We start from the raw sequence: 23,598 nt of genomic DNA on the forward strand, positions 1-23,598 counted from the left end.
CGCTCAGGGTATACGCTTTCCCACGCACCACGGCAGGCGAGAGAACGGATCCGAATGCCCGACGTCCACCGTCCTGAAGCGCTCGTCGTCATGTCCCGAGAGGCGTTCGGCAACCAGTTCGGCGAAGAGCAACTCTCCCGGCTGCGCACGCTGGCCCGCGTGCCGGAACCGCTCTTCGTCGAGGATCTGGACGACCCGGCGCTCGGCGAGCGCCTCGCCGGCGTCGAGGTGCTGCTCACCGGCTGGGGAGCCCCGCAGCTCACCGCGGGTCGCCTGGATCGGATGCCGCGGCTGCGGGCGATGCTGCACAGCGCGGGATCCGTCCGCCCGCACGTCACAGAGGAGCTCTGGCGCCGCGGAGTCCGCGTCGCGGCGGTCGCCGAGGTGAACGCGGCGCCGGTCGCGGAGTTCACGCTGGCCGCGATCGTCCTCGCCGGGAAGAAGGCGCCCTTCCTCGCCGCGGGCAGGGATCCCCGACGAGACGGGGACGCCGCGCTGACGCGCTTCGGCGGGCTCGGCAACTTCGGCGTGACGATCGGCGTCGTCGGCTTCAGCCGCATCGGGCGCCGCGTCGTCGCACTGGCGCAGCAGCTCAGCGCGGTCACGGTGCTCGTGGCGGATCCGTTCGCGGACCCGGACGAGGTGCGCGCCGCCGGCGGTCGCCCCGTCCCGCTGGAGGAACTCCTCCCCCGCGTGGACGTGCTCTCCCTGCACGCCCCCGAGCTCCCCTCGACCCGGCGCATGATCTCCGCGCGCGAGCTGTCCGCGCTGCCCGACCACGCCACCGTGATCAACACCGCCCGCGGCAGCCTCATCGACACGGAGGCGCTGGTGCGCGAGTGCGCCGCCGGCCGCCTCAATGCGATCCTCGACGTGACCGATCCCGAGCCGCTGCCCGAGGACTCGGGGCTGTACGGCCTGCCGAACGTCATGGTCACCCCGCACCTGGCCGGCTCCCTCGGCAATGAGCTGCATCGGCTGACCGAGGCGGCCCTCGACGAGCTGGAGCGCTTCGCCGCGGGGCGGCCGCTGCACGAGGAGATCACGGCCGAGAGCCTGCGCCTGAGCGCCTGAGCGCCTGAGCGGCTGCTCAGCCGCGCCGGGCGTCCGCCCGCGGGTGCACGAAACCGGAGAGCGCGCCCAGCGTCGCGCCGACGAGCGTGTCCACCACCCGCTCCGCGATGAGGGCGCCGGGCGTGCCGGCACCGCCCGCGGGCGAGGTGGAGACGATCAGCAGCAGCACGAGCGGTGTGATGAAGACGAGGGCGAGCGCGTAGTTGCGGATCACGAAGAGCTCGGCGCCGAACTGCAGCGCGCCGAACAGGACGGGCAGCGCAAACCCGGGCAGGGGCAGCGCGGCGAGGGCGGCGAAGAGGCCCGCTCCCACCACGGTGCCGACCAGGCGCTGGCTTCCGCGGATGAACGCCACCCGGCGCCCCGCGTTCACGCCGATCACCGCCACCCCGGCGCACACCGCCCAGTAGGCGCGCTCCGCGTCCACGAGCAGCAGGCTGAGCAGCGTTCCGATCGCCGCGACCACGATCACGCGCACGAGCAGCGCGCGCGAGTCGGGCCCCAGGGCGAAGCTCCCCTCGATCGACTGCCCGATCCGCTCGGACCCCGGTCGTGCGACGCGCCGCACCAGCACGAAGACCGCGGCCGTGGCGCAGGTGATCGCGACGCCGGTCGTCAGGGCGATGAGGAACAGCAGCGGATCCGCGTGCCTGCGGCCGTCGACGACCGCCGTCACGTGCGTGGCGATGCCATAGGCGAGCACGAAGAACACGGGTCCCGGGGCTCCGAGCCGGAAGCCGAAGTGCAGCACGGAGATCACGAGCGTCACCACGACCAGTCCGATCGCCGCGAGAAGCGGGACGGGGGCGAGGGCGACGCCCGCCGCGGCGCAGGCCACCAGCGCCAGCCCGAGAACGGGGAGCGCACGGGCCCTCGTCGCCGGCGCCACCGCGGTGAGGTAGGTCGCCACGAAGGCGCCGCCCGCAGCCTGCAGACCGAGATCGCCGCGGCCCAGAGCGGTGAAGAGCCCGAGGGGGAGGAACATCGAGAGCGCCGCCTGCAGCGCGATCGACCAGCGCGGCGAAGGGGCCGGCGCGAGCGTCACGAGGCTTCGGAACCAGACCCGGAGGTGGCCTTCTTCGGAGAGCGCCTCGTCCTCGCTCATCCGGTCGGGACCCTCTGCGGGCGCCGCCGATCCTCCCGAAGTCACACAGGACACGGTACTGGACCGGATCGGCCCGCGCCCGACCGTCGTCGATCCGGAGCGGTTCCGCGCGGACGGACGCCGGGCCTGGACGCACGACTCGTGCGGGCGCATGCTGGAGCCATGACCGGCTTCCAGACCACGCACGCGTTCAGCGGCTTCAGCGTCGACGACATCGACGCCGCCCGCGCCTTCTACGGCGACACCCTCGGTCTGGAGGTGACGACCAACGCGATGGGCTTCCTCGACATCCGGCTGCCGCAGGGCGGATCCATCCTGGTCTACGCCAAGCCGAACCACACGCCCGCGAGCTTCACGATCCTGAACTTCCCCGTCGATGACGTCGAGGCGGCCGTGGACGACCTCAACGCCCGGGGCGTGGTCACCAAGATCTACACGGATCCGGATTTCGGCACCGACGCGAAGGGCATCGCGCACGGCGCCCCCGGCCGCGGCCCGGACATCGCCTGGTTCACCGACCCGGCCGGCAACGTGCTGTCGGTGCTCGCCGCCGGCTGACGCCGCCTCGTCTTGACTTCGAGTGCACTCGAAGTCGTAGCGTGGGGCTCATGCCGGAAACCATCACGACGCGCTCGATCTCCGAGGCCGCGCACGAGCTCGGGCTGACGGCGCACACCCTGCGCTACTACGAGCGCGAGGGGCTCCTGCTGACGCCCCTCGACCGCGTGTCATCCGATCGCCGCCGATACACCGACGGCGACATCGCCTGGCTCGGGTTCCTCCGCAAACTCCGCTCCACCGCCATGCCGATCGCGACACTGCGCCGCTACGTCGAGCTCGCCCGTGCCGGCGACGGCACGAGCGCGGCCCGGCTCGATCTGCTGCGCGAGCACCGTGAGACGGTGCTGGCCCGGCGAGCGGAGCTGGACGACGCCCTCGGCGCCATCGACCTCAAGATCGCCCTCTACTCCGAAAGGCTCTCATGAAGCACGCGACACTCGGCACCCTCTCCGTCGGCCGGCTCGGCCTCGGCTGCATGGGGATGTCGGCCTTCTACTCCGGCGCGAACACGGACGAGGCCGAGTCCATCCGCACCATCCACCGGGCGCTCGACCTCGGCGTCACCATGCTCGACACGGCGGAGATGTACGGCCCGCACACGAACGAGGTTCTCGTCGGCCGTGCGCTCGCAGGCCGGCGCGACGGCGTCGTCATCGCCACGAAGTTCGGCATCCTCGCGGGGGCGGACGGCGGCCGACGGCTCGACGGCCGCCCGGAGAACGTGCGCCGCTCGGTCGAGGGATCGCTGCAGCGCCTCGGCACCGACCGGATCGATCTCTACTATCAGCACCGGATGGATCCGCAGACGCCGATCGAGGAGACCGTGGGGGCTCTGGCCGAGCTCGTCGCCGAGGGGAAGATCCTGCACTACGGGCTCTCCGAAGCCGGAGAGGAGACGCTCCGCCGTGCGCACGCGGTGCACCCGGTCACCGCGCTGGAGACCGAGTACTCGCTGTGGACCCGGGAGCCCGCCGAGCAGCTGCTGCCGGTGCTCCGCGAGCTGGGCATCGGCCTCGTGCCGTACTCGCCGCTCGGGCGGGGGTTCCTCACCGGTGCGATCCGCTCCGCCGACGCCCTGGACGCGGGCGACTTCCGCCGGAGCAACCCGCGCTTCTCCGGAGAGAACCTCGAGGCCAACCTGCGGATCGTCGAGGCCGTCGAAGGGGTGGCCGCCGAGCTCGATGCGACGCCTGCCCAGGTCGCCCTCGCCTGGGTGCTCGCCCAGGGCGACGACATCGCGCCGATCCCCGGGACGAAGCGCGTCTCCCGCCTCGAGGAGAACGTCGCGGCGGACGCGCTCGTGCTCACCCCGGAGCAGATCACGGCACTCGGGGCGCTTCCGTCCGCCGCGGGCGACCGCTACGCCGACATGTCGAGCATCGGACGCTGAGCGCCGGGCGCCGGTTCGCCGTCAGCCGGCGAACCGGCGCTGCACCTCGGCGTAGGGCAGGGCTCCGTCGAGGAAGCCGAGCGTGCCGGTGTCGAGCAGCTCACGCCCCGCGCGTTCCAGGGCGGTGAGGGCGGCGCGGGCGAGGCTGCCGCCCAGGCTCACCCGCCGGACGCCGAGGGCGAAGAGCTGCGACACCGGGACGACGTGCGCGGCGAGTCCCGCCACGATGTTGAGCGGGACGGGGATCTCCGCGGCCAGACGGCCGATGGTCCCCTCGTCGTTTACCCCGGGCACGAACACGCAGTCCGCGCCCGCCTCGACGAAGCGCTGCGCCCGGGCGACGGTCTCGGCGAACGGGTCGTGGACGCCCGGCACGAAGTAGGCGTCGGTGCGGGCGTTGAGCACGAACGCGCCCCGGGGCGCCGCGTCCCGCGCCGCGGCGATCCGGTCGGCCGCCTCGTCGATCCCGAACAGCGCTCCTCCCGCGGCATCCTCGAGGTTGGCGCCGACCACTCCGGCGCCGCGAGCCAGGGCGACGGTGCGGCCCACCTGCTCCGGGGTGTCCCCGTAGCCCGCCTCGAGGTCGGCCGACACGGGCAGGTCGACCGCCGCGGCGATCGCGGCCGTGTGGGCGAGCATCGTGTCGAGGTCGAGCGCTCCCCCGTCCGGGATGCCGAGCGACCAGGCGATTCCCGCGCTGGTGGTCGCGATCGCAGCGAAGCCGAGCTGGGCGAGGATCCGCGCGGATCCCGGATCCCAGGCGTTCGGCAGCACGAAGCCGTCGCCGTGGTGGAGGGCGAGGAACGCGGATGCCCGGTCTTCGGTCATGAGGTCTCCGTCAGCGCTCGGGGTCGTCGCCACGGCTCCACGCGATCGCGATGAGCCGGCGCAGCACGTCGAGGTCGATGTCATCGAGCTTGCGCACGTAGACGCAGCCGCGACCCTCCGTGAAGGTCCCGAGGCTCGGCAGCAGCGCGGCTCCCTCGGGCAGATCCTTCAGTCCGTAGAGGGAGAGCTGCGCCTTGCGGGGCGAGAACGCGACCTTCGGCCAGTCGCCCTCGCTGCTCGCGCCGCGATAGCGGTAGGTGCCGTAGCCGACCATGGTCGGCCCCCACAGCACGGGCTCGGCGCCGGTCGCCTCGCCGAAGATCTCGGCGAGGGCCAGGCCGTCGAGGCGGCGCCGCTCGGGCGTCGCCGCCTCGAGGAACGCCGTGACGTCGGCCGTCGTGGGCTGGGTCTTGATCTCGGCCATGGTGCCATCATGGTGCACGGCGCCGACATCGCACAGGCCGTCGCACGATCAGAGCAGGCGGCTCAGGCGATCCGCATGAACCTCGGCCCGCTGTAGCCGTCGCGGTCGACGTGCTCCTCGAACATGGCGAGCGGCCGCGCCCAGTGGCTGTAGTCGTCGTAGAGCTTGCGGTAGAAGACCAGCTGCTCCTCGGTCTCGCTGTGCCGCCCGACGGCGATCACCTCGTAGCGGGCGCCCTTGAAGTGCTGGTAGATCCCCGGTGCGACCGACATGTGCGCACATCCCTCCGCCGAGTCCTGCGCCGGTCCGCCCGGCGACCTCCCCGTGGCGCCGGCGGCGATCACGAGGTCCGATCAGAGAGCCTCCCACGTCGGCGCGGGCCGCACCAGCTCGGGCGGCCGGAGGGTCCGTCGGTATCATCGGGTGATGGCCGATTCCTCCGCAGCGCCCCGCAGCACCGGCCGCTATCGCAAGGGCATCGCCCGCCGCCAGGAGATCCTCGACAAGGCGATCGAGGTGTTCGCGCGACGGGGCTCGCAGAAGACCAGCCTGCGCGCGATCGCGCAGGAGGTCGGCGTCACGCACGCGGCGCTGACGCACTACTTCGGATCCCTGGAAGAGCTGCTGGTCGAGGTGTACCGCGCCTCGGAGACCGCGACGGACGCGACGCATCCGATCGCGCCGGAGGCCAGTCCAGCGCGGTCGATGCGCACCGCGGCGGAGCGCAATCGCAGCATCCCCGGTCTCGTGCAGCTGTACTCGACGCTCGTCTCGACGGCGCTCGAGGACTCGCACGGCGCCGCGCAGGAGTTCATCACGCAGCGCTTCAGCCGGCTGCGCACGACGATGGCGGAGCAGGTGCAGATCCTCCAGTCCTCGGGCGCACTGCGCGCCGACCTGGATCCGGATCTCGTCGCCGCTCTCGTGATCGCCGCATCCGACGGCCTGCAGACCCAGTGGCTGCTCGACGACACCGTCGATCACGAGGCGGCTCTCGACCTGCTCGACCGCCTGCTGTCCGGAGGCGTCACCGGCTGACGCGACCGTCTCACCGGCTGATCCAGAAGCCGTGCCGACGATGTCGCATCGGGTCGCCGTGCGCAACTCAGGCTGCCCTCAGGCCGGGGCAGCACGTCGGCACGGAAACATGCGGCTCTGGCCGGCACCGACGGTCGTCCAGCCTGAATTGTGCGCGCGGCGCCGACCGGAACCGGGCAGAGGCCGGCGGATCCGGGACTCGCGCACAGACTGGAGCCCCGGATCCCGGCAGCCGTGGCGGGGCGGCGGCGATCGGCACGCCGCCCCACCGCGTCAGAGGGTGGACGCGAACGGGTCGAAGCCCTCGGGCAGCAGCGGCACGGGGCCCACGGTGCTCTCGACCGCGACCGTGCGGCCCGTGCGCGCGGACTCCTGGGCGGAGAGCAGCACGTCGAGCACGTGGAAGCCGAGCTCGCCCGACGCGACGTGCGGGCGGCCCGCGGCGATCGCGCGCACCATGTCCAGCGCGCCGAGCCCTCGGCCGATCTCGATGTCCTCGTGCGAGATCTCGATCCACTCCTGCTCGAAGGACATGCCGTCCCGCAGCACGCCGAGCGGCTTCACATACGCGATCCGCCCGGTGAACATGTTCGGGTCCGGGATGACGATGGTGCCCTCGGTGCCGTGGATCTCGACGACGCCGTGGCGCTCCAGCGCGGAGTCGAAGCTCAGCAGGCTCTGCGCCTGCGCGCCCTGCTCGAAGGCGGTGACGATCTGGATCGTCGACGGAACCTCCACGGGGAACAGGGTTCCCGCGTTCGGACCCGTCCGGATCTCACGCTCCTCGCGCGCCTTGGTACCGACCGCGGCCACGCTCTCCACGGGCCCGAGCAGGCTGACGAGCGCCGAGAAGTAGTACGGCCCCATGTCGAGCAGCGGGCCGGCGCCCTCGGCGAAGAGGAACGCGGGGCTCGGGTGCCACAGGTCGGGGCCCTGCGTCTGGAAGGCCGTCTGCGCGAACAGGGGACGGCCGATCACTCCGCTCTCGATCGCCCGCCGGGCGGCCTGGAACCCTGGGCCGAGCAGCGTGTCCGGTGCCGAGCCGACCCGCAGCCCTGCGGCCGCGGCCTCGCGCAGCAGCTCGGCCGCGCCCTCGCGGTCGAGACCGAGCGGCTTCTCCGTCCAGACGTGCTTGCCGGCGGCGATGGCCGCCCGCGACACCTCAATGTGCACGGCGGGGATGGTGAGGTTGATCACCAGATCCACGCCCGGATGCGCGAGGACGTCATCGGCGGATCCGAACGCCGGCACCCCGTACTTCTCGGCCTGTGCCTGCGCCCGGTCGAGCAGCAGGTCGCCCACGATGAGCACCTCGGTGTCGGGGAACCGCCCGAGGTTCTCCAGGTAGGTGTCGCTGATGACGCCGACGCCGATGACGCCGATCCCGACCGCGCTCATCGGGCGAAACCGCCCTCGGTGAGGAACGCGTAGCTCGCCGCGATGTCGGCGAAGACGTCGCCAGGGGCGTTGTCGTACTCGATGATCGCGTACTGCACGGCGGATGCCGCGCGCAGGGCGTCGGCGAGCGGCACGTCGCCGGTGCCCGCGTGACGCTGGTCGAGGCTGTCCGAGCCGAACTCGCCGGCACCCGGGGCGAACGGGTTGGCCTCGGGGGCGACGCCGTCCTTGACGTGCACGGCGACGAGACGGTCGCCCAGACGCGAGACGAGACCAGGCACGTCCTGTCCGCCGACGAGGGCCCAGTACAGGTCGAGCTCGAGCGCCACGCGCTCGTCGGTGAGGGCGACGAAGCGCTCGTAGGCGCTCTGTCCGTCGAAGTCGGCGACGAACTCCTGCGCGTGGTTGTGGTAGCCGACGGCGAGGCCGAATCCGGCGGCGGTGTCGGCCAGGGCGTTGAGCCGGTCGGCGATCTCGGTCACCCCGTCGAGCGTGAACCAGCGCTCCGGAGCCACGAACGGGTCGATGACCGTGGTCATGCCGAGCTTCGCGGCGGCCTCGAAGACGATCTCCGGCGCCGGCGTGGGAATGGATCCGTCCGGCGTCCACAGCTCATCGGAAAGCAGCGGCGCGTGCCCGGTGGGCGAGGCGAGACCGGAGGCGTCGAGGGCGGCGCGGATCTCGTCCGGCCGGCGCACGAAGTCGAACGCCTCCACGTTGCGCAGCCCGATGGCGGCGAGCTTGTCGAGGGATCCGCCCATGTCGGCGGAGAACTCCGCCGCGAGCGTGTAGAGCTGAACCGATGCTTCTGGCAGGACCACGTTGACCTTCCTTGTCTGCTTCTCTGCGGGGCGGGCGGTCTTCGCCCGTCCGCTCAGGGTAGCAGAAACCTCCACGTGGAGGTAATGGTTTTCGAAGCGGATCCCCGAGAGCCGCACGCACACGCGAGCGGAACGAGACCCGGGCGATTCGGTTCATGTCCGAGGGGGTGCCTAGTCTCGACGCATGGCCACGCTCGATGATCTGCGTCGTGTCGCCGCCCCTCTGCCCGGCAGCGAGGAGCGCACGACGACCGGCGGTGCCGCCTGGTTCGTCCGCAACAAGCTCTTCGCATGGGAATGCTCTCCGTGGCCGAGCATCTCGGAGGACCTCCGTGAGGTCATCGCCTCCGAGCTCGTGGTCGGCGTGAAGGTCGCCGACGAGCTCGATGCGCTCGCGTTGCGCGAAATGGCGCCAGACGTGTTCCTCGGCCGAACGACACGGTGGGGCGAACCGAAGATCGCGTTCCGGATGCGGGAGATCGACGACGATCATCTCGCCGAGCTCGTGACCGAGGCTTGGCGCGTGCAGGCGCCCCGGTATCTGCGCCGCGAGTTCGACGACAGGTAGATCGCCGGCGTCCGTTCCGCGATACGACGGATCCCGCGTCTCTCCGCTCCAGCACCGACTCGAATGCCGTCGGGCGAGCGGCCCTGCGGGTTTCTCGCCGATCGGCACGGCCGACGTGGCGCAGATCAACGACAAAACCCCCGGGAAGATCCGGGGGTTTCATGGCGGAGACGGAGGGATTTGAACCCTCGGTCCCCTTGCGAGGACTCCACCTTAGCAGGGTGGTGCACTAGGCCTGACTATGCGACGTCTCCAGATGTCCGGCGGGCCGAACACCAGGGACCATCCTAACGGGTCCGCAGGGGTGGCGCGAACCGAGCGCGGGCGGGCGACCTCAGGAAGGGGCACCGTGTGACGATCAGCACGCGATGTGACGATCAGCACACGGATCCCCGTCAGCACGTGTGCCGATCGTCACACGGTGCGCAGATCGTCACGTCACCGGGCACGACACTCCCCGGGGCGCCCGGCCAGCGGGCTCCCCGAGCGGGCGCAGGGCGGGATCAGCCCGAGTAGCCGTTGCCGTTCGAGCAGGTCTGCTGCGCGGCCGACTGACCGGCGATGTTCTCCGGAAGCTGGACCGGGCCCGCCGTGGCGCCGGGGGTCGGCGTCGCGTTCGGGTCGGTCGTCGCCGGGTCCGTCGTCGCGGGGTCCGTCGGCGTCGGCGTCGCAGAGACGACCGCGTCGTTGCGCTGCCCCGTCACCTGGATCTGCTCGTTCGCGGCGAGCGCGGCCCAGAGCTTGTCGGCGCTGTCGTAGTCGGGCACGACCTTGTTGGGGTCGTCCGGATCCGCGAACACCGGATAGTTCACGAAGTTGATCTGGTCGAGCGGGACGTCCTTCATCGCCAGCGCGATCTGCACCAGCAGCGTCGGGCTCGTCAGGCTCGTGCTGGGCGTGACGTTCGACATCACCGTGTTCGCGAGCTTCAGCAGCGTGCCGGGGTTGGTGAGCACCTCGGCCGACATCATCTTCCGTGCGAGCGACGACATGTACACCTGCTGGTTGCTGCCGCGGCCGAGGTCGCTTCCGTCGCCGACGCCGTGGCGGGTGCGCAGGAACTGCAGTGCCCAGTAGCCCTGCAGCGTGTGCGTGCCGGCCTCGAGGTTCAACCCGGTGTCGGGGTCGGACATGCCGTTCGCGATGCAGACGTCGACGCCGCCGATCGCGTCGGTGACCTTCATCACGCCGCCCCAGGTGATCTTGGCCGCGAACTGGATGTCCAGTCCGGACACCTTGCTGACCGTGCGGGCGACGCACGCCAGACCGTTCTTCGGGCCGCCGAGCTCGAGGGTCGTGTTGATCGCCTGCTTCGACGCGGGGCTGGTGTCGTTCCCGTCCGAGTCGACGCAGGACGGGATCGGGACCATGAGGTCGCGGGGGAAGGTGATGACGGTCACACGGCGCGGGTTGTCCGAGATGTGCAGCAGCAGGTTCGTGTCATTCCGCTCGCCGGCGTTCTCGGGATCCGAGCATCGGTCGCCGAACTCGGCCTTGAAGTCGTCCTCGCAGGCGTCGCTGCCGACCAGCAGCATGTTCACGCCGCCCTTGATCGCCCCGAGATCCGGCGGCACCGACTTCTCGCCGTCCAGCGTCACCGCCTTCGCGGTGTAGGTGTGGGTCAGGTCGTAGCCGATGTAGGCGGCGACCCCGAGGCCCGAGACGAGCACGACCGACATCGCGATGCCGAGGATCTTCAGGAGCTGACCCCAGGCGCTCGGTCGGCTCAACTGGCCGTGTCCGGCGACGGGGCGTCGGGTTCGGGACGTCGCGCTCACTCGGTGCCTTTCACGGATCTGCGGGTGACCCGCGCCACCCTGCGCTCACTCAGCGGAGAGTGTGGGATTCGAACCCACGGGACATTGCTGCCCACTGGTTTTCAAGACCAGGTCCTTCGGCCGCTCGGACAACTCTCCTCGGCATGCCTTCGCATGCCGAACAGGGGTCGAGTCTAACGGAGAACCGGGCGGCGCCTGATGAGCGCATCCCCATTGTGCCCGGAACGCCTGGACAGCCCCTGAACGGAGGCCCAGGTCAGCCGTCGGAAGGACGCACCGCCAGTGGGGCGCACCGCCAGTGGGGCGCACCGCGCTCAAACCCTCCGGGCGCCCGCCGCGGGGACCGCGAGCACGATGCGCTCGATCGCGGCTGCGAGGCCGCCATCCTCGACGTCTCCGGTGACCTCGCCCGCCGCCGCCCTGACCTCGTCCGGAGCCTGCCCCATGGCCACGGCCCGGCCGCCGAGGCCGCGCGCCCAGGAGAACATCCCGAGGTCGTTGCGGCCGTCCCCGGCGACGAAGACATGGTCGCCCGCATCGTTTCGCGCGTCCTGCACGCGGGCGAGCGCCGTGCCCTTGTCGACGCCGCGCGGGGCGATGTCGAGCCACGCGGTCCAGCCGATGGCGTACGACACCTCGTTGAGCCCCGCATCCTGCACCAGCCGGTGGAAGTCGTCCTCGTCGTGGCCGGGCGAGACCACGACGACGCGCGACACCTCCTCGACGCCGAGCTCGTCGAACAGCACCTCGCGGCCGCCGTCGAGCGTCCAGTCGTCGAGCTCCGCCGTGTACAGACGCTGACCGGATCCCAGCTCCACCATGTACCGCGCGTCGGGCAGGCGGTCGTGCAGCAGCTCCAGCACCGCGGTGGGGTCGAACGTCTCCACGTTCCAGCGCTCGTAGCCCTCGGAGGCAGGGCCGGGGGTCACGTCGTCCTTGCGGCGCATCGTGACCGCGCCGTTCGAGCACACGACGTACTCGGGCCGGATGTCGAGGGCGTCCAGGAAGCGATGCGTCGCCATCCAGCTGCGCCCGGTGGCGAGCATGACCTCGTGGCCGGCGTCGCGCGCGCGAGCCACCGTGTCGACGACGCCGGGGCTCATCGTCTCGTCCTGCAGCAGGATGGTGCCGTCGATGTCGAGGGCGATGAGCCAGGGCGAGGTCATGCGTCCGCGCCCTCGGTCCCCGAGCCCGCCGAAGGGGCGCCGAGGGGCCGCAGCACCTCGAGCCCGCCGAGATAGGGCCGGAGCACCTCCGGCACCCGCACGGATCCGTCCTCCTGCTGGTGCGTCTCGAGGATCGCGACGATCCAGCGCGTGGTGGCGAGCGTGCCGTTCAGGGTCGCCACGTGCTGCGTCTTCGCGCCGCCCTCGCTCGAGCCCGCCGGGGCGGCGGGGCGGTGCCGGATGTCGAGCCGGCGCGCCTGGTACGTGGTGCAGTTCGAGGTGGAGGTGAGCTCGCGGAACGCACCCTGGGTCGGCACCCACGCCTCGATGTCGTACTTGCGCGCGGCGCTGGATCCGAGATCCCCGGCGGCGACGTCGATCACCCGGTAGGACAGCCCGAGCGCGGTGAGCATCTCCTCCTGCAGCGCGACGAGGCGCAGGTGCTCGGCCTCGGCGTCCTCCGGGGTCGTGTAGACGAACATCTCGAGCTTGTTGAACTGGTGCACGCGGATGATGCCGCGGGTGTCCTTGCCGTAGGACCCGGCCTCGCGGCGGTAGCAGGTGGACCAGCCCGCGTAGCGCAGGGCGCCGCGGGTGAGGTCCACGATCTCGCCGGAGTGATAGCCGGCCAGGGCCACCTCGCTCGTGCCGACGAGGTACAGGTCGTCGTCCTTGTCGAGGTGGTAGACCTCGTCGGCGTGGTTGCCGAGGAATCCGGTTCCCTGCATGATCTCGGGCCGGACGAGGGTCGGCACGATCATGGGGGTGAACCCGGCGGAGAGCGCCTTGTCGAGGGCGAGGTTCATGAGCGCGATCTCGAGGCGCGCGCCGATCCCGGTGAGGAAGTAGAACCGGGCGCCGGAGACCTTCGCGCCGCGCTCCATGTCGATCGCGCCGAGCAGTTCGCCGATCGCGAGGTGATCGCGGGGCTCGAAGTCGAAGGTCGGGGTCTCCCCCACACAACGCAGCTCGACGAAGTCCTCCTCGCCTCCGGCGGGCACCCCGTCGATCACCACGTTCTCGATCGCGGCGAGCGCGTCGGCGGCGACCTCGGCGGCCTCGTTCGACGCGGCCTGCGCCTGCTTCACGCGCTCGGCGAGATCCTTCGCCTGCGCGACCAGGGCGACCTTCTCCTCCTTCGGCGCCTTCGCGACCTGCTTGCCGAACGCGTTCTGCTCGGCGCGCAGCTCCTCGAACGCCGCGAGCGCGGCGCGGCGCGATCGGTCGGCCTCGATCGCCGCATCGACGGTCTCGGGCGCGTTGCCGCGCGCGGCCTGGGACTGACGGACGAGCTCTGGCTCGTCGCGGAGAAGGGCGAGGTCGATCACCGTTCAAGTCTAGGGCGTCGCAGGACGGTGCCTCCTGGGCCGCGGACTAGGCTGAGCGCATGACTGACGAGGCCGGACGCCCGCGCGCCGCACTCGTCGTCAACCCGGTGAAGGCCGACGCCCCGCGGCTGGTCGGGCTGCTGCGATCGCTGTCGGCCCAGGCCGGCTGGGACGAGCCCGTCATCATCGAGACCTCGGTCGAGGATCCGGGTCAGCGCGCGACCCGGATCGCACTCGACCGCGGGGTCGCGGCCGTGCTCGTGGCCGGCGGCGACGGCACCGTGCGCGCCGTCTCGGAGGCGATGTCGGGAACCGGGGTGCCCCTGGCGATCGTGCCCAGCGGCACCGGCAACCTGCTCGCCCGCAACCTGGGCCTTGCGCTGGACGCCCCCGCCGCGGCCATCGATGCCGTCTTCCACGGCGACCGGCATCCGGTCGACATCGGCTGGGCAGAGCTGACCCGGCAGGACGGAGACGTGCAGGAGCACGGGTTCGTCGTGCTCGCCGGCATCGGCCTCGACGCCCACATGATCGCGAACACCCGGCCGGGGCTGAAGAAGTCGGTGGGCTGGGTCGCCTACGTCGACGGCGCGGCGCGCTCCCTGCCCGGGGCGAGGCCCTTCCGCATCATGTACGCGGTCGAGGACCTCAGGCTGCACTCGGTCAAGGTGCACAGCATGCTCTTCGCCAACTGCGGCGCGCTGCCCGCGGGCATCGCGCTCATCCCGGACGCGTCGATCACCGACGGCGATCTCGACGTCGCGGTGATCCAGGCGCGGGGCCCGTTCGGCTGGATCGCGGTGTGGCGCACCGTGTGGTGGCAGAACTCCGTGCTGCGGCGCAGCAAGGCGGGCCGGCGGGTCATCGAGCTCACCGGGTCCGGCAACTCGATCCGCTACCTCCGCGGGCGCGATGCCGAGGCCGCGACCACCGATCCCGCGCCCGTCGAGCTGGATGGCGACGAGTTCGGGGAGGCCGTGCGGATCCGCTGCCGCATCGACCCGGGAGCGCTGCTGGTCGCGGTGCCCGCCGGGCACGTGATCAGCCCGGCCTGACCGGGCCGCCGTCCGGAAGGACGCGGGCGTTCAGCCCGCGACCGGCACCTCCCCGTCCAGGCCCCCGCCCTTGAGCGTCAGCGTGTAGGAGGAAGGATCGGCCGGCGCCTTCACCTCGAGGACGGTGACGCGCGGGACGAAGTCCATCGTGCAGGCCTGCTTGGCATCGGAGGCGAAGGTCACGGTCGCGCCGGACGCCTCCTCGGCGAGATCGGACACGACCGGACGACAGGTCGACGAACCCCAGGTCAGCAGCAGGATCCCGGTCGACGAGAACCAGCCGGCAGTGGGCTTGCCGTCGGCGACCGGGCTGAGCGCCCCGCCGCCGCTGAGCGGCACGAGCCCCTGGAACCCGGTCCCCCGGAACGACACCGTGACGTCCGCCTTGGGATCCACGGACTCGGGGACGGCGATGTAGGTTCCGCGCGCGGTGAAGTCGGCGGTGCAGACCGCTTTCGCATCCGGCTCCGCGAGGGTCACGGTGATGGCCTGTCCGTCGGCGGTGACGTCCTCGGCGACCGGCGTGCACGCGAGCGACGAGGACCCGAACGTGACCAGGCCGATGCCGCGGCCGCCGTCCAGCCACGCGGCCGCGGGGTCCGTGGACGGCTCCGGAGCCGACGTCGGCTCAGCGGTGGGGATCGGGCTGCCCACCGGTTCGAGCTGCGCACAGCCCGACAGTGCGATCGTCAGCGACGCGGCGAGCGCCGCGATGGTCAGGCCGGTGCGGATCCTCATGGCCACATGCTATCCAGGCGGACGTGTGCGGGCCATGCCCCTGCGTGCAACGGCTCGTGCACGGAGGCGATCGGCGACCGGCCCGCGGATCCGAGGGCTACTGCAGCGACGATGTGAGGCGGGCGAGGTTGTCCAGCACCGTGGAGCGCAGCGGCTGCTGCAGCCACTCCTCGAGGGTGAGCTCTCGGCTCAGCTCCCGGTAGCGATCCTCCACCGCGCGCACCTCCTGGACGAACTCCTCGCCGCGCACGAGCATCGAGATCTCCAGGTTGAGGCCGAAGGAGCGCATGTCCATGTTGCTGGATCCGATGACCGCGACATCGTCGTCGACCGTCAGGCTCTTGGTGTGCAGGATGTACGGCTTGCGGTACATCCAGATCCGCACACCGGCCCGCAGCAGCGCCTCGTAGTAGCTGCGCTGCGCGTGGTAGACGACCGCCTGGTCGCCCTCCTCGGAGACGAACAGCTCGACCTGGAGGCCCCGGTCGCAGGCGGTGGACACCGCGAGCAGCAGCGCCTCGTCCGGTACGAAGTAGGGGCTGACGATCATGATCTTGCGCTTGGCGGCGTAGAGCAGCCCGAGGAACAGGCGCAGGTTGTTCTCGGCCTCGAATCCGGGACCGGACGGCACGATCTGGCAGTCCAGATCGCCGGAGCCGTTGTGCGTCGCGACGAAGTCGACCGACTCCGGCACGTCGTCGGTCTCGCTGTACCAGTCGGACAGGAACACGGCGTTCACGCTCGCGACGACCGGTCCGTCGACGCGCACCATGAGGTCGACCCAGTGCAGCCCGCGCTTGATGTTCTTGGGCAGGTTGTAGGTCGAGTCGGTGACGTTCTGCGACCCCAGGAAGGCGACCTCGCTGTCCACGACGAGGAGCTTGCGATGGTTGCGCAGGTCGGGCCGCTGAGTGCGTCCCTTGAGCGGCTGCACCGGCAGCATCAGATGCCAGTCGGCGCCCATCGCGTCCAGCCGGCGGATGGTCTGCTTGTAGCGCGGCTTCCACCGGTTGGCCCAGTGGTCCAGGAGCACGCGCACGGGCACCCCGCGGGCGGCCGTCTCCTCCATCGCGCGGAAGAAGTTGTCGGTCGCGGCGTCCGACTGCAGGATGTAGAACTCCACGTGGACGTATTGCTGCGCGCTCCGGATCGCGTCGGCCATGGCGTCGAGCGAGGCCTGATAGTCGGAGATGAGATGCGCGCCGTTGTCGCCGGAGAGCGGCAGCGCGCCGAGGCGCTGGTTCATTCCGATGAGCGACCTCAGCCACTCGGGCGTACCGGGCCGAGGCGTGCCGAGATGCAGGTCCTTGGTGACCTCGGCGATGGTCTCGTTGATGAGCTCCTGCTTCTTGCGCCGCGCGCGCGGCAGCCGCGGGTTCCCGATCAGCAGGAACAGCAGCACGCCGATGTAGGGGATGAAGTAGATCGCGAGGAGCCAGGCGGTCGCGGCGGTGGGACGGCGGTTGCGGGGCACGACGATGATCGCGATCACGCGGATCGTGATGTCGACCGCGACACCGAAGGCGACGATCCACCAGGGCCACGCATCGGGCGTCATGCACGTACTCCTGAGCCGGGGTGCGCCGCCGATCGGCGACTTCGTCCCACAGTAGCGGCTGCGACGGACAACCCCGGGGAGGCGGATCGCTCCGCAGCGGACCGGACGCGCACGCCTCCACGGGGTGCGGCCGCGGCGTCAGCGCGTCAGGAGGAGCGGGGAGGAAGGCCCCGTGCGGCGCGCTCCTCGGCCTCGATGCGCGCGTGGGTCTGCCGCTCGGTGCGGTCGAAGCGCAGGATCCCGCGCAGCACGAACCAGAACACGACGCAGACGACGATGGTGGGAATCACCGACCACGCGGCGGCCACCCAGAAATCGTCCATGCTTCGATCCTACCTGCGAGGGCTGGTGCGCCGGCTGGGAGCGGATCGCCCGCACGCCCTCCCCCGCGTCGCGGGAGCGGATCCGCCCGCGGGCCCTCCCCCGCGTCGCGGGAGCGGATCGCCCGCGAGTCCCCTCCCGTGCGTCCCCTCCCCGTGCGTCGCCGGAGCGGATCGCCGCACGCCGGGACGACCCTCCGGTCCGCACAATCGGGATCTTCGACGAGTTATCCCCCGTTCCGTTCCTGGCGCGGAATCGGATCCTGCCCGGTGCCGATCCTGGATCCATGACAACGATCGTCCATGCCGCAGGCGCCCCCGAGCTGCTCGCCGCCATCCCCGTGCTCACCGGCTTCACCCCGCGCGACTCCGTGGTGCTGCTGCCCTTCCGCCGCTCGCGCACCGCGGGCGCGCTCCGCTTCGACCTTCCGGACGCGGCGGACCCGACGCGGCCGTCGCCGGAGGTGTTCGCCTCGGCCGCGATGAGGCTCGTGCTCCGCGTCGCCGGAGCGGACGGTCTCGTGGTCGCGGTCTACGCCGACGCGGAGGATGCGGCGACCGGCGACGCACGGCCCGCGTCCGCCCTGGTCGAGGCGCTCCTCCGGCACGGGCAGGCGGCCGGACTGCACATCATCGAGGCGCTGCACGTCGGCGCCGAGTCCTGGTCGGACTACCGGGACCGGGAGGCTCCGCCGCATCCGCTGTCCGACCTGCCCGCTCCGCCGCTCGTGCCCGGGTTCGCCGGTCCCGCGCCGGACCAGTTCAGCGGCATGGAGCTCCCCCGACCCGGCCTGTTCGCGGCGGAGTACGTGGGACGGGCCCTGCTCGCCCTGGAACGCGTGCTGGGCCCCGCCGGGCCGAACCGCAGCGCTCCGACCGGGGCCGTCCGCATCGACCCGCGCGCGCACGAGACCGCTCTCCTGCTCGACGACCTGCCGTCGTTCCTCGACGAGGTGCTCGACGCGCCCGAGACGGCGTCGCCGTTCGCGACCGCGGCGCTCGTGTGGGTGCTCAACCGTCCCATCCTGCGCGACGTCGCCCTCGTCCAGTGGGCGAGCAGCATCGATCAGGGCGACCGGGCACTGGCCGCGCAGCTCGACCACAGCGCGACCGGGAAAGAGGTGCCGGCCGATGTCGGGGGCATCCTGATCGGGCTCGGCCCGCGCCCCGACCCCGACCGGCTGGGCGTGGCGCTCGCGCTCCTGCGCCGCACGATCGCGCTCGCGCCGCGGCAGGCCCGAGGCGGGCCGCTCGCGGCCGCGGCCTGGCTCTCCTGGGCGCTCGGACGCTCGACGCACGCCGCGCGCTACCTGGACCAGGCGCAGGAGGCCGATCCCGACCTCAGCTTCGCGCGGCTGCTGCGCACCCTGGTGGAGTCCGGCATGCTGCCGGACTGGGCGTTCGGCGTCGCGGTTCCCTGACGGGCGGGAGCCGCGACGGATCGCGTCACCTCAGAGACGGGAGGGGGTCACTTCACGAGCGGGAACAGGATCGTCTCGCGGATCCCGAGTCCGGTGACCGCCATGAGCAGGCGGTCGATCCCCATGCCCATTCCGCCCGTGGGCGGCATGCCGTGCTCGAGGGCGCGCAGGAACTCCTCGTCCACGCGCATGGCCTCGAGGTCGCCGCCGGCCGCGAGCTTGGCCTGCTCGACGAAGCGCTCGCGCTGGATGACCGGGTCGATGAGCTCGGAGTATCCCGTGGCCAGCTCGAAGCCGCGCACGTACAGATCCCACTTCTCCACGACGCCCGGGATCGAGCGGTGCTCGCGCACGAGCGGGGAGGTGTCGACGGGGAAGTCCATGACGAAGGTCGGCCGCTCCAGCCCGCCCTTGACGTAGTGCTCCCAGAGCTCTTCGATGAGCTTGCCGTGGGTCGCATGCGGCGGCACCTCGACGCCGTTCGCCTCGGCGAACGCGACGAGCTCGGCGACCGGGTCGGACGGGGTGAACGTGCGCCCCGCCGCCTCGGAGAGGGAGTCGTACATCGAGATGCGGTCCCACTGGCCGCCGAGGTCGTACTCGGTGCCGTCCGCCCAGGTGACCAGGGTGGATCCGGCCACCGCGATCGCGGCGTTCTGGATCAGCTCCTGGGTGAGGTCGGCGATGCCGTTGTAGTCGGAGTAGGCCTGGTAGGCCTCGAGCATCGCGAACTCGGGGCTGTGGGTGGAGTCGGCGCCCTCGTTGCGGAAGTTGCGGTTGATCTCGTACACCCGCTCGATGCCGCCGACGACGGCGCGCTTCAGGTACAGCTCCGGTGCGATGCGCAGATAGAGCTCGGTGTCGAAGGCGTTCGAGTGCGTGATGAACGGGCGCGCGGAGGCACCGCCGTGCTGCACCTGCAGCATCGGGGTCTCCACCTCGAGGAAGCCGTGGCCCGTGAACGTCTGGCGCAGGCTCGCGTTGACCGCCGCACGGGCGCGCACGGTGCTGCGGGCCTGATCGCGCAGGATGAGGTCGAGGAAGCGGCTGCGCACGCGGCCCTCCTCGCTGAGCTCGCCGTAGGCGTTGGGCAGCGGCAGGATCGCCTTCGACGCGATCGCCCAGTCATCGGCCATGATCGACAGCTCGCCGCGGCGGCTCGAGATCACCTCGCCGTGCACGAACACGTGGTCGCCGAGGTCGACGAGCTCCTTCCAGCGCGCGAGCGACTCCTCCCCCACGTTGGCGAGCGAGATCATCGCCTGGATCCGGGATCCGTCGCCGGCCTGCAGCGAGGCGAAGCAGAGCTTGCCCGTGTTGCGGCTGAACACCACGCGGCCGGCCACGCCGACGAGCACGCCCGTCTCGGCGCCCGGCTCGAGCTCGCCGTACTCGGCGCGCAGCTGGGGGATCGTGTGCGTGACCGGCACGGCCACGGGGAACGCACCCCCGGCGGCATCCGCGCGGTCGGCGATCAGCCGCTCGCGCTTGGCCAGACGCACCGCCCGCTGCTCGAAGGTGTCCTCCGCGGCGCCTGCCGCGGGGTCGCTGCTATCGGGGGTCGGCGCCGGCGCGTCAGTCATGGGTGGGGCTCCTCGGAAGTCGGCGTCAAGTCTACCGGCGCCCGCCTCGGGTCCCGCTGCGCGCCCGCCGCGCGACCGGCTCCCTCCCGCCCTGCCCCCGGCTCCCTCCCTCCCTGCACTCGCCGCGCGACTGGCTCCCTCCCGAGCCGCGACCGCCGCGAGACCGAAACCGCGTCGCGAGACCCAGGGAAAGTCGCTCGGTCTCGCGACGCAGGTTCGGTCTCGCGGTCAGGAGAGGCCGGTCGACGCCTCGCGCAGGGCCCGGTCGAAGGTCGACGAGACGAGCGCGGACAGGTAGCCGCCGGGATTCTCCACGCCGATGCCGCGCAGGATGCCCGTCGCCTGACCCACGATCGAGCGCGCGAACTCGGACGCCGTGGCGATCGCCTCGGCGTACGCCGGCCGGTCCGCCTCATCGATCACCACGGGCTCGCAGCCCAGCTCGACGGCGAGCGCCTGCGCGATCGGCAGCACCATCGCGGGCGCGGTCACCGCCGCATACGACGCGTTCAGCTGTCGCAGGTCGAGCGTCGTTCCGGTGAACGAGATGGCCGGATGCACGGCGAGCGGAATGGCCCCGCTGCGCACCGCGGGTTCCAGGACGTCCGTGCCGAAGGCGGGATCCGTGTGCAGCACGAGCTGCCCCGGCTGCCAGGCGCCGACCTCGGCGAGACCCGCGACCAGACCGGGCAGCTGGTCGTGCGGCACCGCGAGCACCACGAGCTGCGCCGCGGCGACGACCTCGGGAGCCGCCATCACCGCGACCCCGGGGAGCACGGCGGCCGCGCGGTCGGGATCGGATCCCGCCGTGATGCCGACGACGGCATGACCGACGCCGGCGAGCGCAGCGCCGATCACCGGTCCCACGTGGCCCGCCCCGATGATGCCGATGGTGAGGCGCCCCGCGCGGGTCATGACGTGCTCTCCGCCGTACCGCCGAGTGCGTCCGGCAGGCCGTGCCCGTCGGTCGGGGGGACCGCGGGGTGCACGCCGGGGACTGGCGCCAAGGGACTCGGGGAGGGTGCACCGGTAGCAGGGTCCCCGTCGGTCAGCGGGACCGCGGGGTGCGCGCCGGGGACCGGCGCCAGGGGGCTCGGGGAGGGTGCGCCGGGACCAGGGTCCGCGCCAGGCAGGGAGAATGCGGGGATCGCGCCGGGAACCAGGACCCCGGGAACCGCGCCGGGGACCGCCTCGCGCTCCTCCGCCCAGCGGTGCGCGCGGTCTTCGGCGGCGGCCCTCGCGGCCGAAGTCGACAGGGTGTTCAGCATGCCGAGCAGCACCTCGGCGTCGAGACCGGACACACCGCCGCGCACCGGGCCGAGGGCGGAGTGCGCCTGAGCCTTCGCGACGCGCTGGACGCGATCGATCGGCCCCTGGTGCAGGGAGAATCCCTGCAGGCGCGCGAGGGGGAAGACGGCCAGCTGACGCCAGATCCGCCCCCGTCGCAGCAGCAGGGCGAAGTCGGTGAGCGCCGCACCGTGCCGGCGCCAGGACAGCGGCCGACGCCACCACGCCCGCGGCGGGATCGTGGCGTACGGGTCGCCGGCGACGGGGCCGAGCACGCCCTGCTCCCAGATCAGCGGCAGCACGTCGGCGGGCACGTCGGGAAGGATCAGCCCCAGCACCCGCTCGACATCGGCGCGGACACCGACCGGCAGCACGATGTTGAACTGCTGCGCCTGGCTGGACTGCTGCTGGGAGGCGGTCTTGCCGCTCATCCGGTTGATCCGCACCGACCACCAGCCGAACGGGCGCCACAGCAGGGGCTGCATCACCTCGACGGCGAAGATTCGTCCCGGCGGGATCGTCTCGGTCACCGTCGTGAACAGGCCGAACGTGATCCGCACACCGTCGGGGGTCGGCGCGATGGAGTAGCGCAGCGCTCGCGCGATCCTGCTCCAGGTGACCGCGACGGCCGCGAGCAGCAGGGGGATGCCCATCGCGAGCGCGATGCCCGCAGCGATCGCTCCACCCGCCGGACCGACCTCGGACAGCACCGCCGGGAGCGTGCCGATCATGGCGCACACGAAGATCGCTCCGAACAGGGCCAGCCAGACCAGGCCGGAGAGGATGTGCGATCCCACGAGACGCCCGGCGGGGATCCGCAGCACATGCTCCGGCGCGATGTCGTCGAGATCGACGCCCGCGATGAGCCCCGTGACCCCGGCGTCCATCGAGGCGGCGAGCTGGGCGCGCATCGTGCGGGCCGCGGCGGGGTCGGCGGCGCCCCGCGTCGCCTCGCGTGCGTGACGCGCTCCCGAGGCGAGGCGGAGGATGTCGGCGCGCACCGACTCCGCCTTCGCCGTCGACAGGTACTCCAGGGGCACGTTCGCGTCGTTGCCGGCGCCGTCGACCTCGAGCTTCGCGAGCCCGATGAGGCGTGCGGGGAACGGCCGGGTGAGGTTCACGCCCTGCACGCGATCGAGCGGGGCACGCCGATGCGAGCGGAAGATCACGCCCTTGCGCACCTCGACGTGCGCGTCGGTGATGCGGAACTGGTGGAAGCGCCACATCAGCCAGAACAGCGCCACCAGCAGCACGGCGAGCCCGACGACCCCCAGCAGCACCACGATCACGAGGTTGTTGTCGACCACCCAGTCGACGGGATCCCCGCCGAACGCGGGGACGTGCGCGGGGGTGACCAGCGAGATGAACCACTCCAGGATCCGCTCCCGCAGGTTCGCGATCAGATACCCGAGCACGATCACCAGCACCAGCCCGCCCTTCATGAGCGGGGTGAGCGGATGCATCCGATGCCACTCGCCGTCGGCGAGCGTCGTCGCGGCAGGACGCGCCTGCGCCGGGGCCTGCGAGGTGATCGGCGGGGCGCCGAACGGCCCCTGCGGTTGCTGCGGCGTGCTCACAGGCCCGTCCGGCGCATCTCGGCGACGTCGATGAGCGTGTCGCGCAGGGCCTCCGCGGCGTCCTCCGTCATCCCGGGGATCTCCACGCCGGTGGTCGCCGCGGCGGTGACGAGCTTGAGCTTGGCGATCCCGAAGGCCCGGTCGACCGGGCCCCGGGTGATGTCGACGAGCTGCATCCGGCCGTAGGGAACCGCGATCATCCGCTGCCAGAGGATCCCGCGCCGGAACACGATGTCGTCGGCGCGCAGCATGTACCCGATGGCCCTGGCCTGCCGCGGCAGGATCACGAGCTCGACCACGACCCAGACCGCGATCACACCGGCGACCGTCCAGGCCCACGGCCACGGCTGAGCGAGAAGGGTCGTCGCCGCATACGCGCCGACCGCGATCACGACGAGCAGGATCAGCCGCAGCAGCACTTCGGCGATCACGTACTTGGGCGAGATCTGGTGCCAGGATCCGTCGAGCGCCAGCGCTCCACGACCCGTCGGAGTGCGTAGCGCCGGATAGGTCCCCTCATCGAGCGCGGGCGCCGAGGCGGGTGCGGAGTGCACAGCGGGAGCGTTGCTCGCGGACCGGG

24 protein-coding genes and 2 tRNA genes are annotated in these 23,598 nt (G+C 71.8%); 8 read left to right on the forward strand and 18 right to left on the reverse strand.

Going from position 1 to position 23,598, the window contains the following annotated elements:
- The first annotated feature begins 54 nt into the window (after nt 1-54).
- Nucleotides 55-1,074, forward strand: coding sequence for a hydroxyacid dehydrogenase (locus tag J8G10_RS03105; RefSeq protein WP_251439196.1), 1,020 nt, complete (start codon nt 55-57; stop codon nt 1,072-1,074).
- A 16-nt stretch (nt 1,075-1,090) separates the two neighbouring features.
- Here J8G10_RS03105 and J8G10_RS03110 read toward each other — a convergent pair whose 3' ends face one another.
- Nucleotides 1,091-2,179, reverse strand: coding sequence for an FUSC family protein (locus J8G10_RS03110; RefSeq protein ID WP_251439198.1), 1,089 nt, complete (start codon nt 2,177-2,179; stop codon nt 1,091-1,093).
- 162 nt (nt 2,180-2,341) lie between these two features.
- Between J8G10_RS03110 and J8G10_RS03115 the strand changes: the two genes are divergently transcribed.
- The 3 genes from J8G10_RS03115 to J8G10_RS03125 are packed head-to-tail and all read left to right on the forward strand — an operon-like array spanning nt 2,342 to nt 4,130.
- Complete coding sequence (locus J8G10_RS03115) at nt 2,342-2,737, forward strand: VOC family protein (RefSeq protein ID WP_251439200.1); 396 nt, start codon at nt 2,342-2,344, stop codon at nt 2,735-2,737.
- Between the two features lie 50 nt (nt 2,738-2,787).
- Complete coding sequence (locus J8G10_RS03120) at nt 2,788-3,165, forward strand: MerR family transcriptional regulator (RefSeq protein ID WP_251439202.1); 378 nt, start codon at nt 2,788-2,790, stop codon at nt 3,163-3,165.
- Nucleotides 3,162-4,130 (forward strand): aldo/keto reductase, encoded by a 969-nt coding sequence (locus J8G10_RS03125; RefSeq protein WP_251439204.1) that lies wholly within the window; start codon nt 3,162-3,164, stop codon nt 4,128-4,130. Before J8G10_RS03120 ends, J8G10_RS03125 begins: the two co-directional genes overlap by 4 nt.
- A gap of 21 nt (nt 4,131-4,151) precedes the next feature.
- Here J8G10_RS03125 and J8G10_RS03130 read toward each other — a convergent pair whose 3' ends face one another.
- From J8G10_RS03130 to J8G10_RS03140, 3 genes are all read right to left on the reverse strand, one after another.
- Nucleotides 4,152-4,958, reverse strand: a complete 807-nt coding sequence (locus J8G10_RS03130; RefSeq protein WP_251439206.1) for an isocitrate lyase/phosphoenolpyruvate mutase family protein — start codon at nt 4,956-4,958, stop codon at nt 4,152-4,154.
- Between the two features lie 10 nt (nt 4,959-4,968).
- Complete coding sequence (locus J8G10_RS03135) at nt 4,969-5,382, reverse strand: DUF1801 domain-containing protein (RefSeq protein WP_251439208.1); 414 nt, start codon at nt 5,380-5,382, stop codon at nt 4,969-4,971.
- Nucleotides 5,383-5,444: 62 nt separating this feature from the next.
- Nucleotides 5,445-5,654: a DUF1653 domain-containing protein gene (locus J8G10_RS03140; protein WP_251439210.1), complete on the reverse strand. Its 210-nt coding sequence runs from the start codon at nt 5,652-5,654 to the stop codon at nt 5,445-5,447.
- 154 nt (nt 5,655-5,808) lie between these two features.
- Here J8G10_RS03140 and J8G10_RS03145 point away from each other — a divergent pair, with 154 nt between their 5' ends.
- Nucleotides 5,809-6,420: a TetR/AcrR family transcriptional regulator gene (locus tag J8G10_RS03145; protein ID WP_251439212.1), complete on the forward strand. Its 612-nt coding sequence runs from the start codon at nt 5,809-5,811 to the stop codon at nt 6,418-6,420.
- A 273-nt stretch (nt 6,421-6,693) separates the two neighbouring features.
- On the opposite strand, the gene J8G10_RS03150 is transcribed toward J8G10_RS03145, so the two are convergent.
- Complete coding sequence (locus tag J8G10_RS03150) at nt 6,694-7,818, reverse strand: Gfo/Idh/MocA family protein (RefSeq protein ID WP_251439214.1); 1,125 nt, start codon at nt 7,816-7,818, stop codon at nt 6,694-6,696.
- Nucleotides 7,815-8,639 (reverse strand): sugar phosphate isomerase/epimerase, encoded by an 825-nt coding sequence (locus J8G10_RS03155; protein ID WP_251439216.1) that lies wholly within the window; start codon nt 8,637-8,639, stop codon nt 7,815-7,817. Before J8G10_RS03155 ends, J8G10_RS03150 begins: the two co-directional genes overlap by 4 nt.
- A gap of 184 nt (nt 8,640-8,823) precedes the next feature.
- Between J8G10_RS03155 and J8G10_RS03160 the strand changes: the two genes are divergently transcribed.
- Nucleotides 8,824-9,207 carry an MmcQ/YjbR family DNA-binding protein gene (locus J8G10_RS03160; protein ID WP_251439218.1) on the forward strand — a complete coding sequence of 128 codons (384 nt, stop codon included), beginning with the start codon at nt 8,824-8,826 and terminating at the stop codon, nt 9,205-9,207.
- A 162-nt stretch (nt 9,208-9,369) separates the two neighbouring features.
- Here the strand turns inward: J8G10_RS03160 and J8G10_RS03165 are convergent.
- The 5 genes from J8G10_RS03165 to serS all read right to left on the reverse strand — a co-directional run bounded on the left by J8G10_RS03165 (nt 9,370) and on the right by serS (nt 13,479).
- A tRNA-Ser gene (locus J8G10_RS03165) sits at nt 9,370-9,461 on the reverse strand.
- Nucleotides 9,462-9,710: 249 nt separating this feature from the next.
- Nucleotides 9,711-10,937, reverse strand: coding sequence for an LCP family protein (locus J8G10_RS03170; RefSeq protein WP_251439220.1), 1,227 nt, complete (start codon nt 10,935-10,937; stop codon nt 9,711-9,713).
- Nucleotides 10,938-11,038: 101 nt separating this feature from the next.
- Nucleotides 11,039-11,123: transfer RNA gene (locus J8G10_RS03175), tRNA-Ser, on the reverse strand.
- A gap of 176 nt (nt 11,124-11,299) precedes the next feature.
- Nucleotides 11,300-12,151: an HAD family hydrolase gene (locus J8G10_RS03180; protein WP_251439221.1), complete on the reverse strand. Its 852-nt coding sequence runs from the start codon at nt 12,149-12,151 to the stop codon at nt 11,300-11,302.
- The gene (gene serS / locus J8G10_RS03185; protein ID WP_251439222.1) at nt 12,148-13,479 is read right to left on the reverse strand and encodes a serine--tRNA ligase; all 1,332 of its coding nucleotides are present in this window, start codon (nt 13,477-13,479) and stop codon (nt 12,148-12,150) included. The genes J8G10_RS03180 and serS overlap by 4 nt, the downstream gene beginning before the upstream one ends.
- Before the next feature lie 59 nt (nt 13,480-13,538).
- Here serS and J8G10_RS03190 point away from each other — a divergent pair, with 59 nt between their 5' ends.
- Nucleotides 13,539-14,534: a diacylglycerol kinase family protein gene (locus tag J8G10_RS03190; protein WP_251439223.1), complete on the forward strand. Its 996-nt coding sequence runs from the start codon at nt 13,539-13,541 to the stop codon at nt 14,532-14,534.
- Between the two features lie 30 nt (nt 14,535-14,564).
- On the opposite strand, the gene J8G10_RS03195 is transcribed toward J8G10_RS03190, so the two are convergent.
- The 3 genes from J8G10_RS03195 to J8G10_RS03205 form a co-directional block, all read right to left on the reverse strand.
- Nucleotides 14,565-15,272 carry a hypothetical protein gene (locus J8G10_RS03195; RefSeq protein ID WP_251439224.1) on the reverse strand — a complete coding sequence of 236 codons (708 nt, stop codon included), beginning with the start codon at nt 15,270-15,272 and terminating at the stop codon, nt 14,565-14,567.
- A gap of 97 nt (nt 15,273-15,369) precedes the next feature.
- Nucleotides 15,370-16,830, reverse strand: a complete 1,461-nt coding sequence (gene cls / locus J8G10_RS03200; protein ID WP_251439225.1) for a cardiolipin synthase — start codon at nt 16,828-16,830, stop codon at nt 15,370-15,372.
- A gap of 146 nt (nt 16,831-16,976) precedes the next feature.
- Nucleotides 16,977-17,153 carry a hypothetical protein gene (locus J8G10_RS03205; protein ID WP_251439226.1) on the reverse strand — a complete coding sequence of 59 codons (177 nt, stop codon included), beginning with the start codon at nt 17,151-17,153 and terminating at the stop codon, nt 16,977-16,979.
- A gap of 284 nt (nt 17,154-17,437) precedes the next feature.
- Between J8G10_RS03205 and J8G10_RS03210 the strand changes: the two genes are divergently transcribed.
- Entirely contained in the window at nt 17,438-18,571 is a 1,134-nt protein-coding gene (locus J8G10_RS03210; RefSeq protein WP_251439227.1) for a DUF4192 family protein, read from the forward strand.
- Between the two features lie 47 nt (nt 18,572-18,618).
- Here J8G10_RS03210 and lysS read toward each other — a convergent pair whose 3' ends face one another.
- The 4 genes from lysS to J8G10_RS03230 all read right to left on the reverse strand — a co-directional run bounded on the left by lysS (nt 18,619) and on the right by J8G10_RS03230 (nt 23,572).
- Complete coding sequence (gene lysS / locus J8G10_RS03215; protein ID WP_251439229.1) at nt 18,619-20,154, reverse strand: lysine--tRNA ligase; 1,536 nt, start codon at nt 20,152-20,154, stop codon at nt 18,619-18,621.
- A 228-nt stretch (nt 20,155-20,382) separates the two neighbouring features.
- Entirely contained in the window at nt 20,383-21,069 is a 687-nt protein-coding gene (locus J8G10_RS03220; protein ID WP_251439231.1) for a Rossmann-like and DUF2520 domain-containing protein, read from the reverse strand.
- Nucleotides 21,066-23,018, reverse strand: coding sequence for a PH domain-containing protein (locus tag J8G10_RS03225; RefSeq protein WP_251439233.1), 1,953 nt, complete (start codon nt 23,016-23,018; stop codon nt 21,066-21,068). The genes J8G10_RS03220 and J8G10_RS03225 overlap by 4 nt, the downstream gene beginning before the upstream one ends.
- A complete protein-coding gene (locus J8G10_RS03230; protein ID WP_374208753.1) occupies nt 23,015-23,572 on the reverse strand; it encodes a PH domain-containing protein in 558 nt (185 codons plus the stop codon). Before J8G10_RS03230 ends, J8G10_RS03225 begins: the two co-directional genes overlap by 4 nt.
- Nucleotides 23,573-23,598: the final 26 nt, after the last annotated feature.

It is taken from the genome of Microbacterium sp. USTB-Y (assembly GCF_023703415.1).
Lineage (GTDB): Bacteria > Actinomycetota > Actinomycetes > Actinomycetales > Microbacteriaceae > Microbacterium.

Excerpts from the sequence above, each read along its gene's own strand:
- J8G10_RS03105 (WP_251439196.1), top strand. The coding sequence starts at position 55 with ATGCCCGACGTCCACCGTCCTGAAGCGCTCGTCGTCATGTCCCGAGAG.
- J8G10_RS03110 (WP_251439198.1), bottom strand. The coding sequence starts at position 2,179 with ATGAGCGAGGACGAGGCGCTCTCCGAAGAAGGCCACCTCCGGGTCTGG.
- J8G10_RS03115 (WP_251439200.1), top strand. The coding sequence starts at position 2,342 with ATGACCGGCTTCCAGACCACGCACGCGTTCAGCGGCTTCAGCGTCGAC.
- J8G10_RS03120 (WP_251439202.1), top strand. The coding sequence starts at position 2,788 with ATGCCGGAAACCATCACGACGCGCTCGATCTCCGAGGCCGCGCACGAG.
- J8G10_RS03125 (WP_251439204.1), top strand. The coding sequence starts at position 3,162 with ATGAAGCACGCGACACTCGGCACCCTCTCCGTCGGCCGGCTCGGCCTC.
- J8G10_RS03130 (WP_251439206.1), bottom strand. The coding sequence starts at position 4,958 with ATGACCGAAGACCGGGCATCCGCGTTCCTCGCCCTCCACCACGGCGAC.
- J8G10_RS03135 (WP_251439208.1), bottom strand. The coding sequence starts at position 5,382 with ATGGCCGAGATCAAGACCCAGCCCACGACGGCCGACGTCACGGCGTTC.
- J8G10_RS03140 (WP_251439210.1), bottom strand. The coding sequence starts at position 5,654 with ATGTCGGTCGCACCGGGGATCTACCAGCACTTCAAGGGCGCCCGCTAC.
- J8G10_RS03145 (WP_251439212.1), top strand. The coding sequence starts at position 5,809 with ATGGCCGATTCCTCCGCAGCGCCCCGCAGCACCGGCCGCTATCGCAAG.
- J8G10_RS03150 (WP_251439214.1), bottom strand. The coding sequence starts at position 7,818 with ATGAGCGCGGTCGGGATCGGCGTCATCGGCGTCGGCGTCATCAGCGAC.
- J8G10_RS03160 (WP_251439218.1), top strand. The coding sequence starts at position 8,824 with ATGGCCACGCTCGATGATCTGCGTCGTGTCGCCGCCCCTCTGCCCGGC.
- J8G10_RS03180 (WP_251439221.1), bottom strand. The coding sequence starts at position 12,151 with ATGACCTCGCCCTGGCTCATCGCCCTCGACATCGACGGCACCATCCTG.
- J8G10_RS03190 (WP_251439223.1), top strand. The coding sequence starts at position 13,539 with ATGACTGACGAGGCCGGACGCCCGCGCGCCGCACTCGTCGTCAACCCG.
- J8G10_RS03195 (WP_251439224.1), bottom strand. The coding sequence starts at position 15,272 with ATGAGGATCCGCACCGGCCTGACCATCGCGGCGCTCGCCGCGTCGCTG.
- cls (WP_251439225.1), bottom strand. The coding sequence starts at position 16,830 with ATGACGCCCGATGCGTGGCCCTGGTGGATCGTCGCCTTCGGTGTCGCG.
- J8G10_RS03205 (WP_251439226.1), bottom strand. The coding sequence starts at position 17,153 with ATGGACGATTTCTGGGTGGCCGCCGCGTGGTCGGTGATTCCCACCATC.
- J8G10_RS03210 (WP_251439227.1), top strand. The coding sequence starts at position 17,438 with ATGACAACGATCGTCCATGCCGCAGGCGCCCCCGAGCTGCTCGCCGCC.
- lysS (WP_251439229.1), bottom strand. The coding sequence starts at position 20,154 with ATGACTGACGCGCCGGCGCCGACCCCCGATAGCAGCGACCCCGCGGCA.
- J8G10_RS03220 (WP_251439231.1), bottom strand. The coding sequence starts at position 21,069 with ATGACCCGCGCGGGGCGCCTCACCATCGGCATCATCGGGGCGGGCCAC.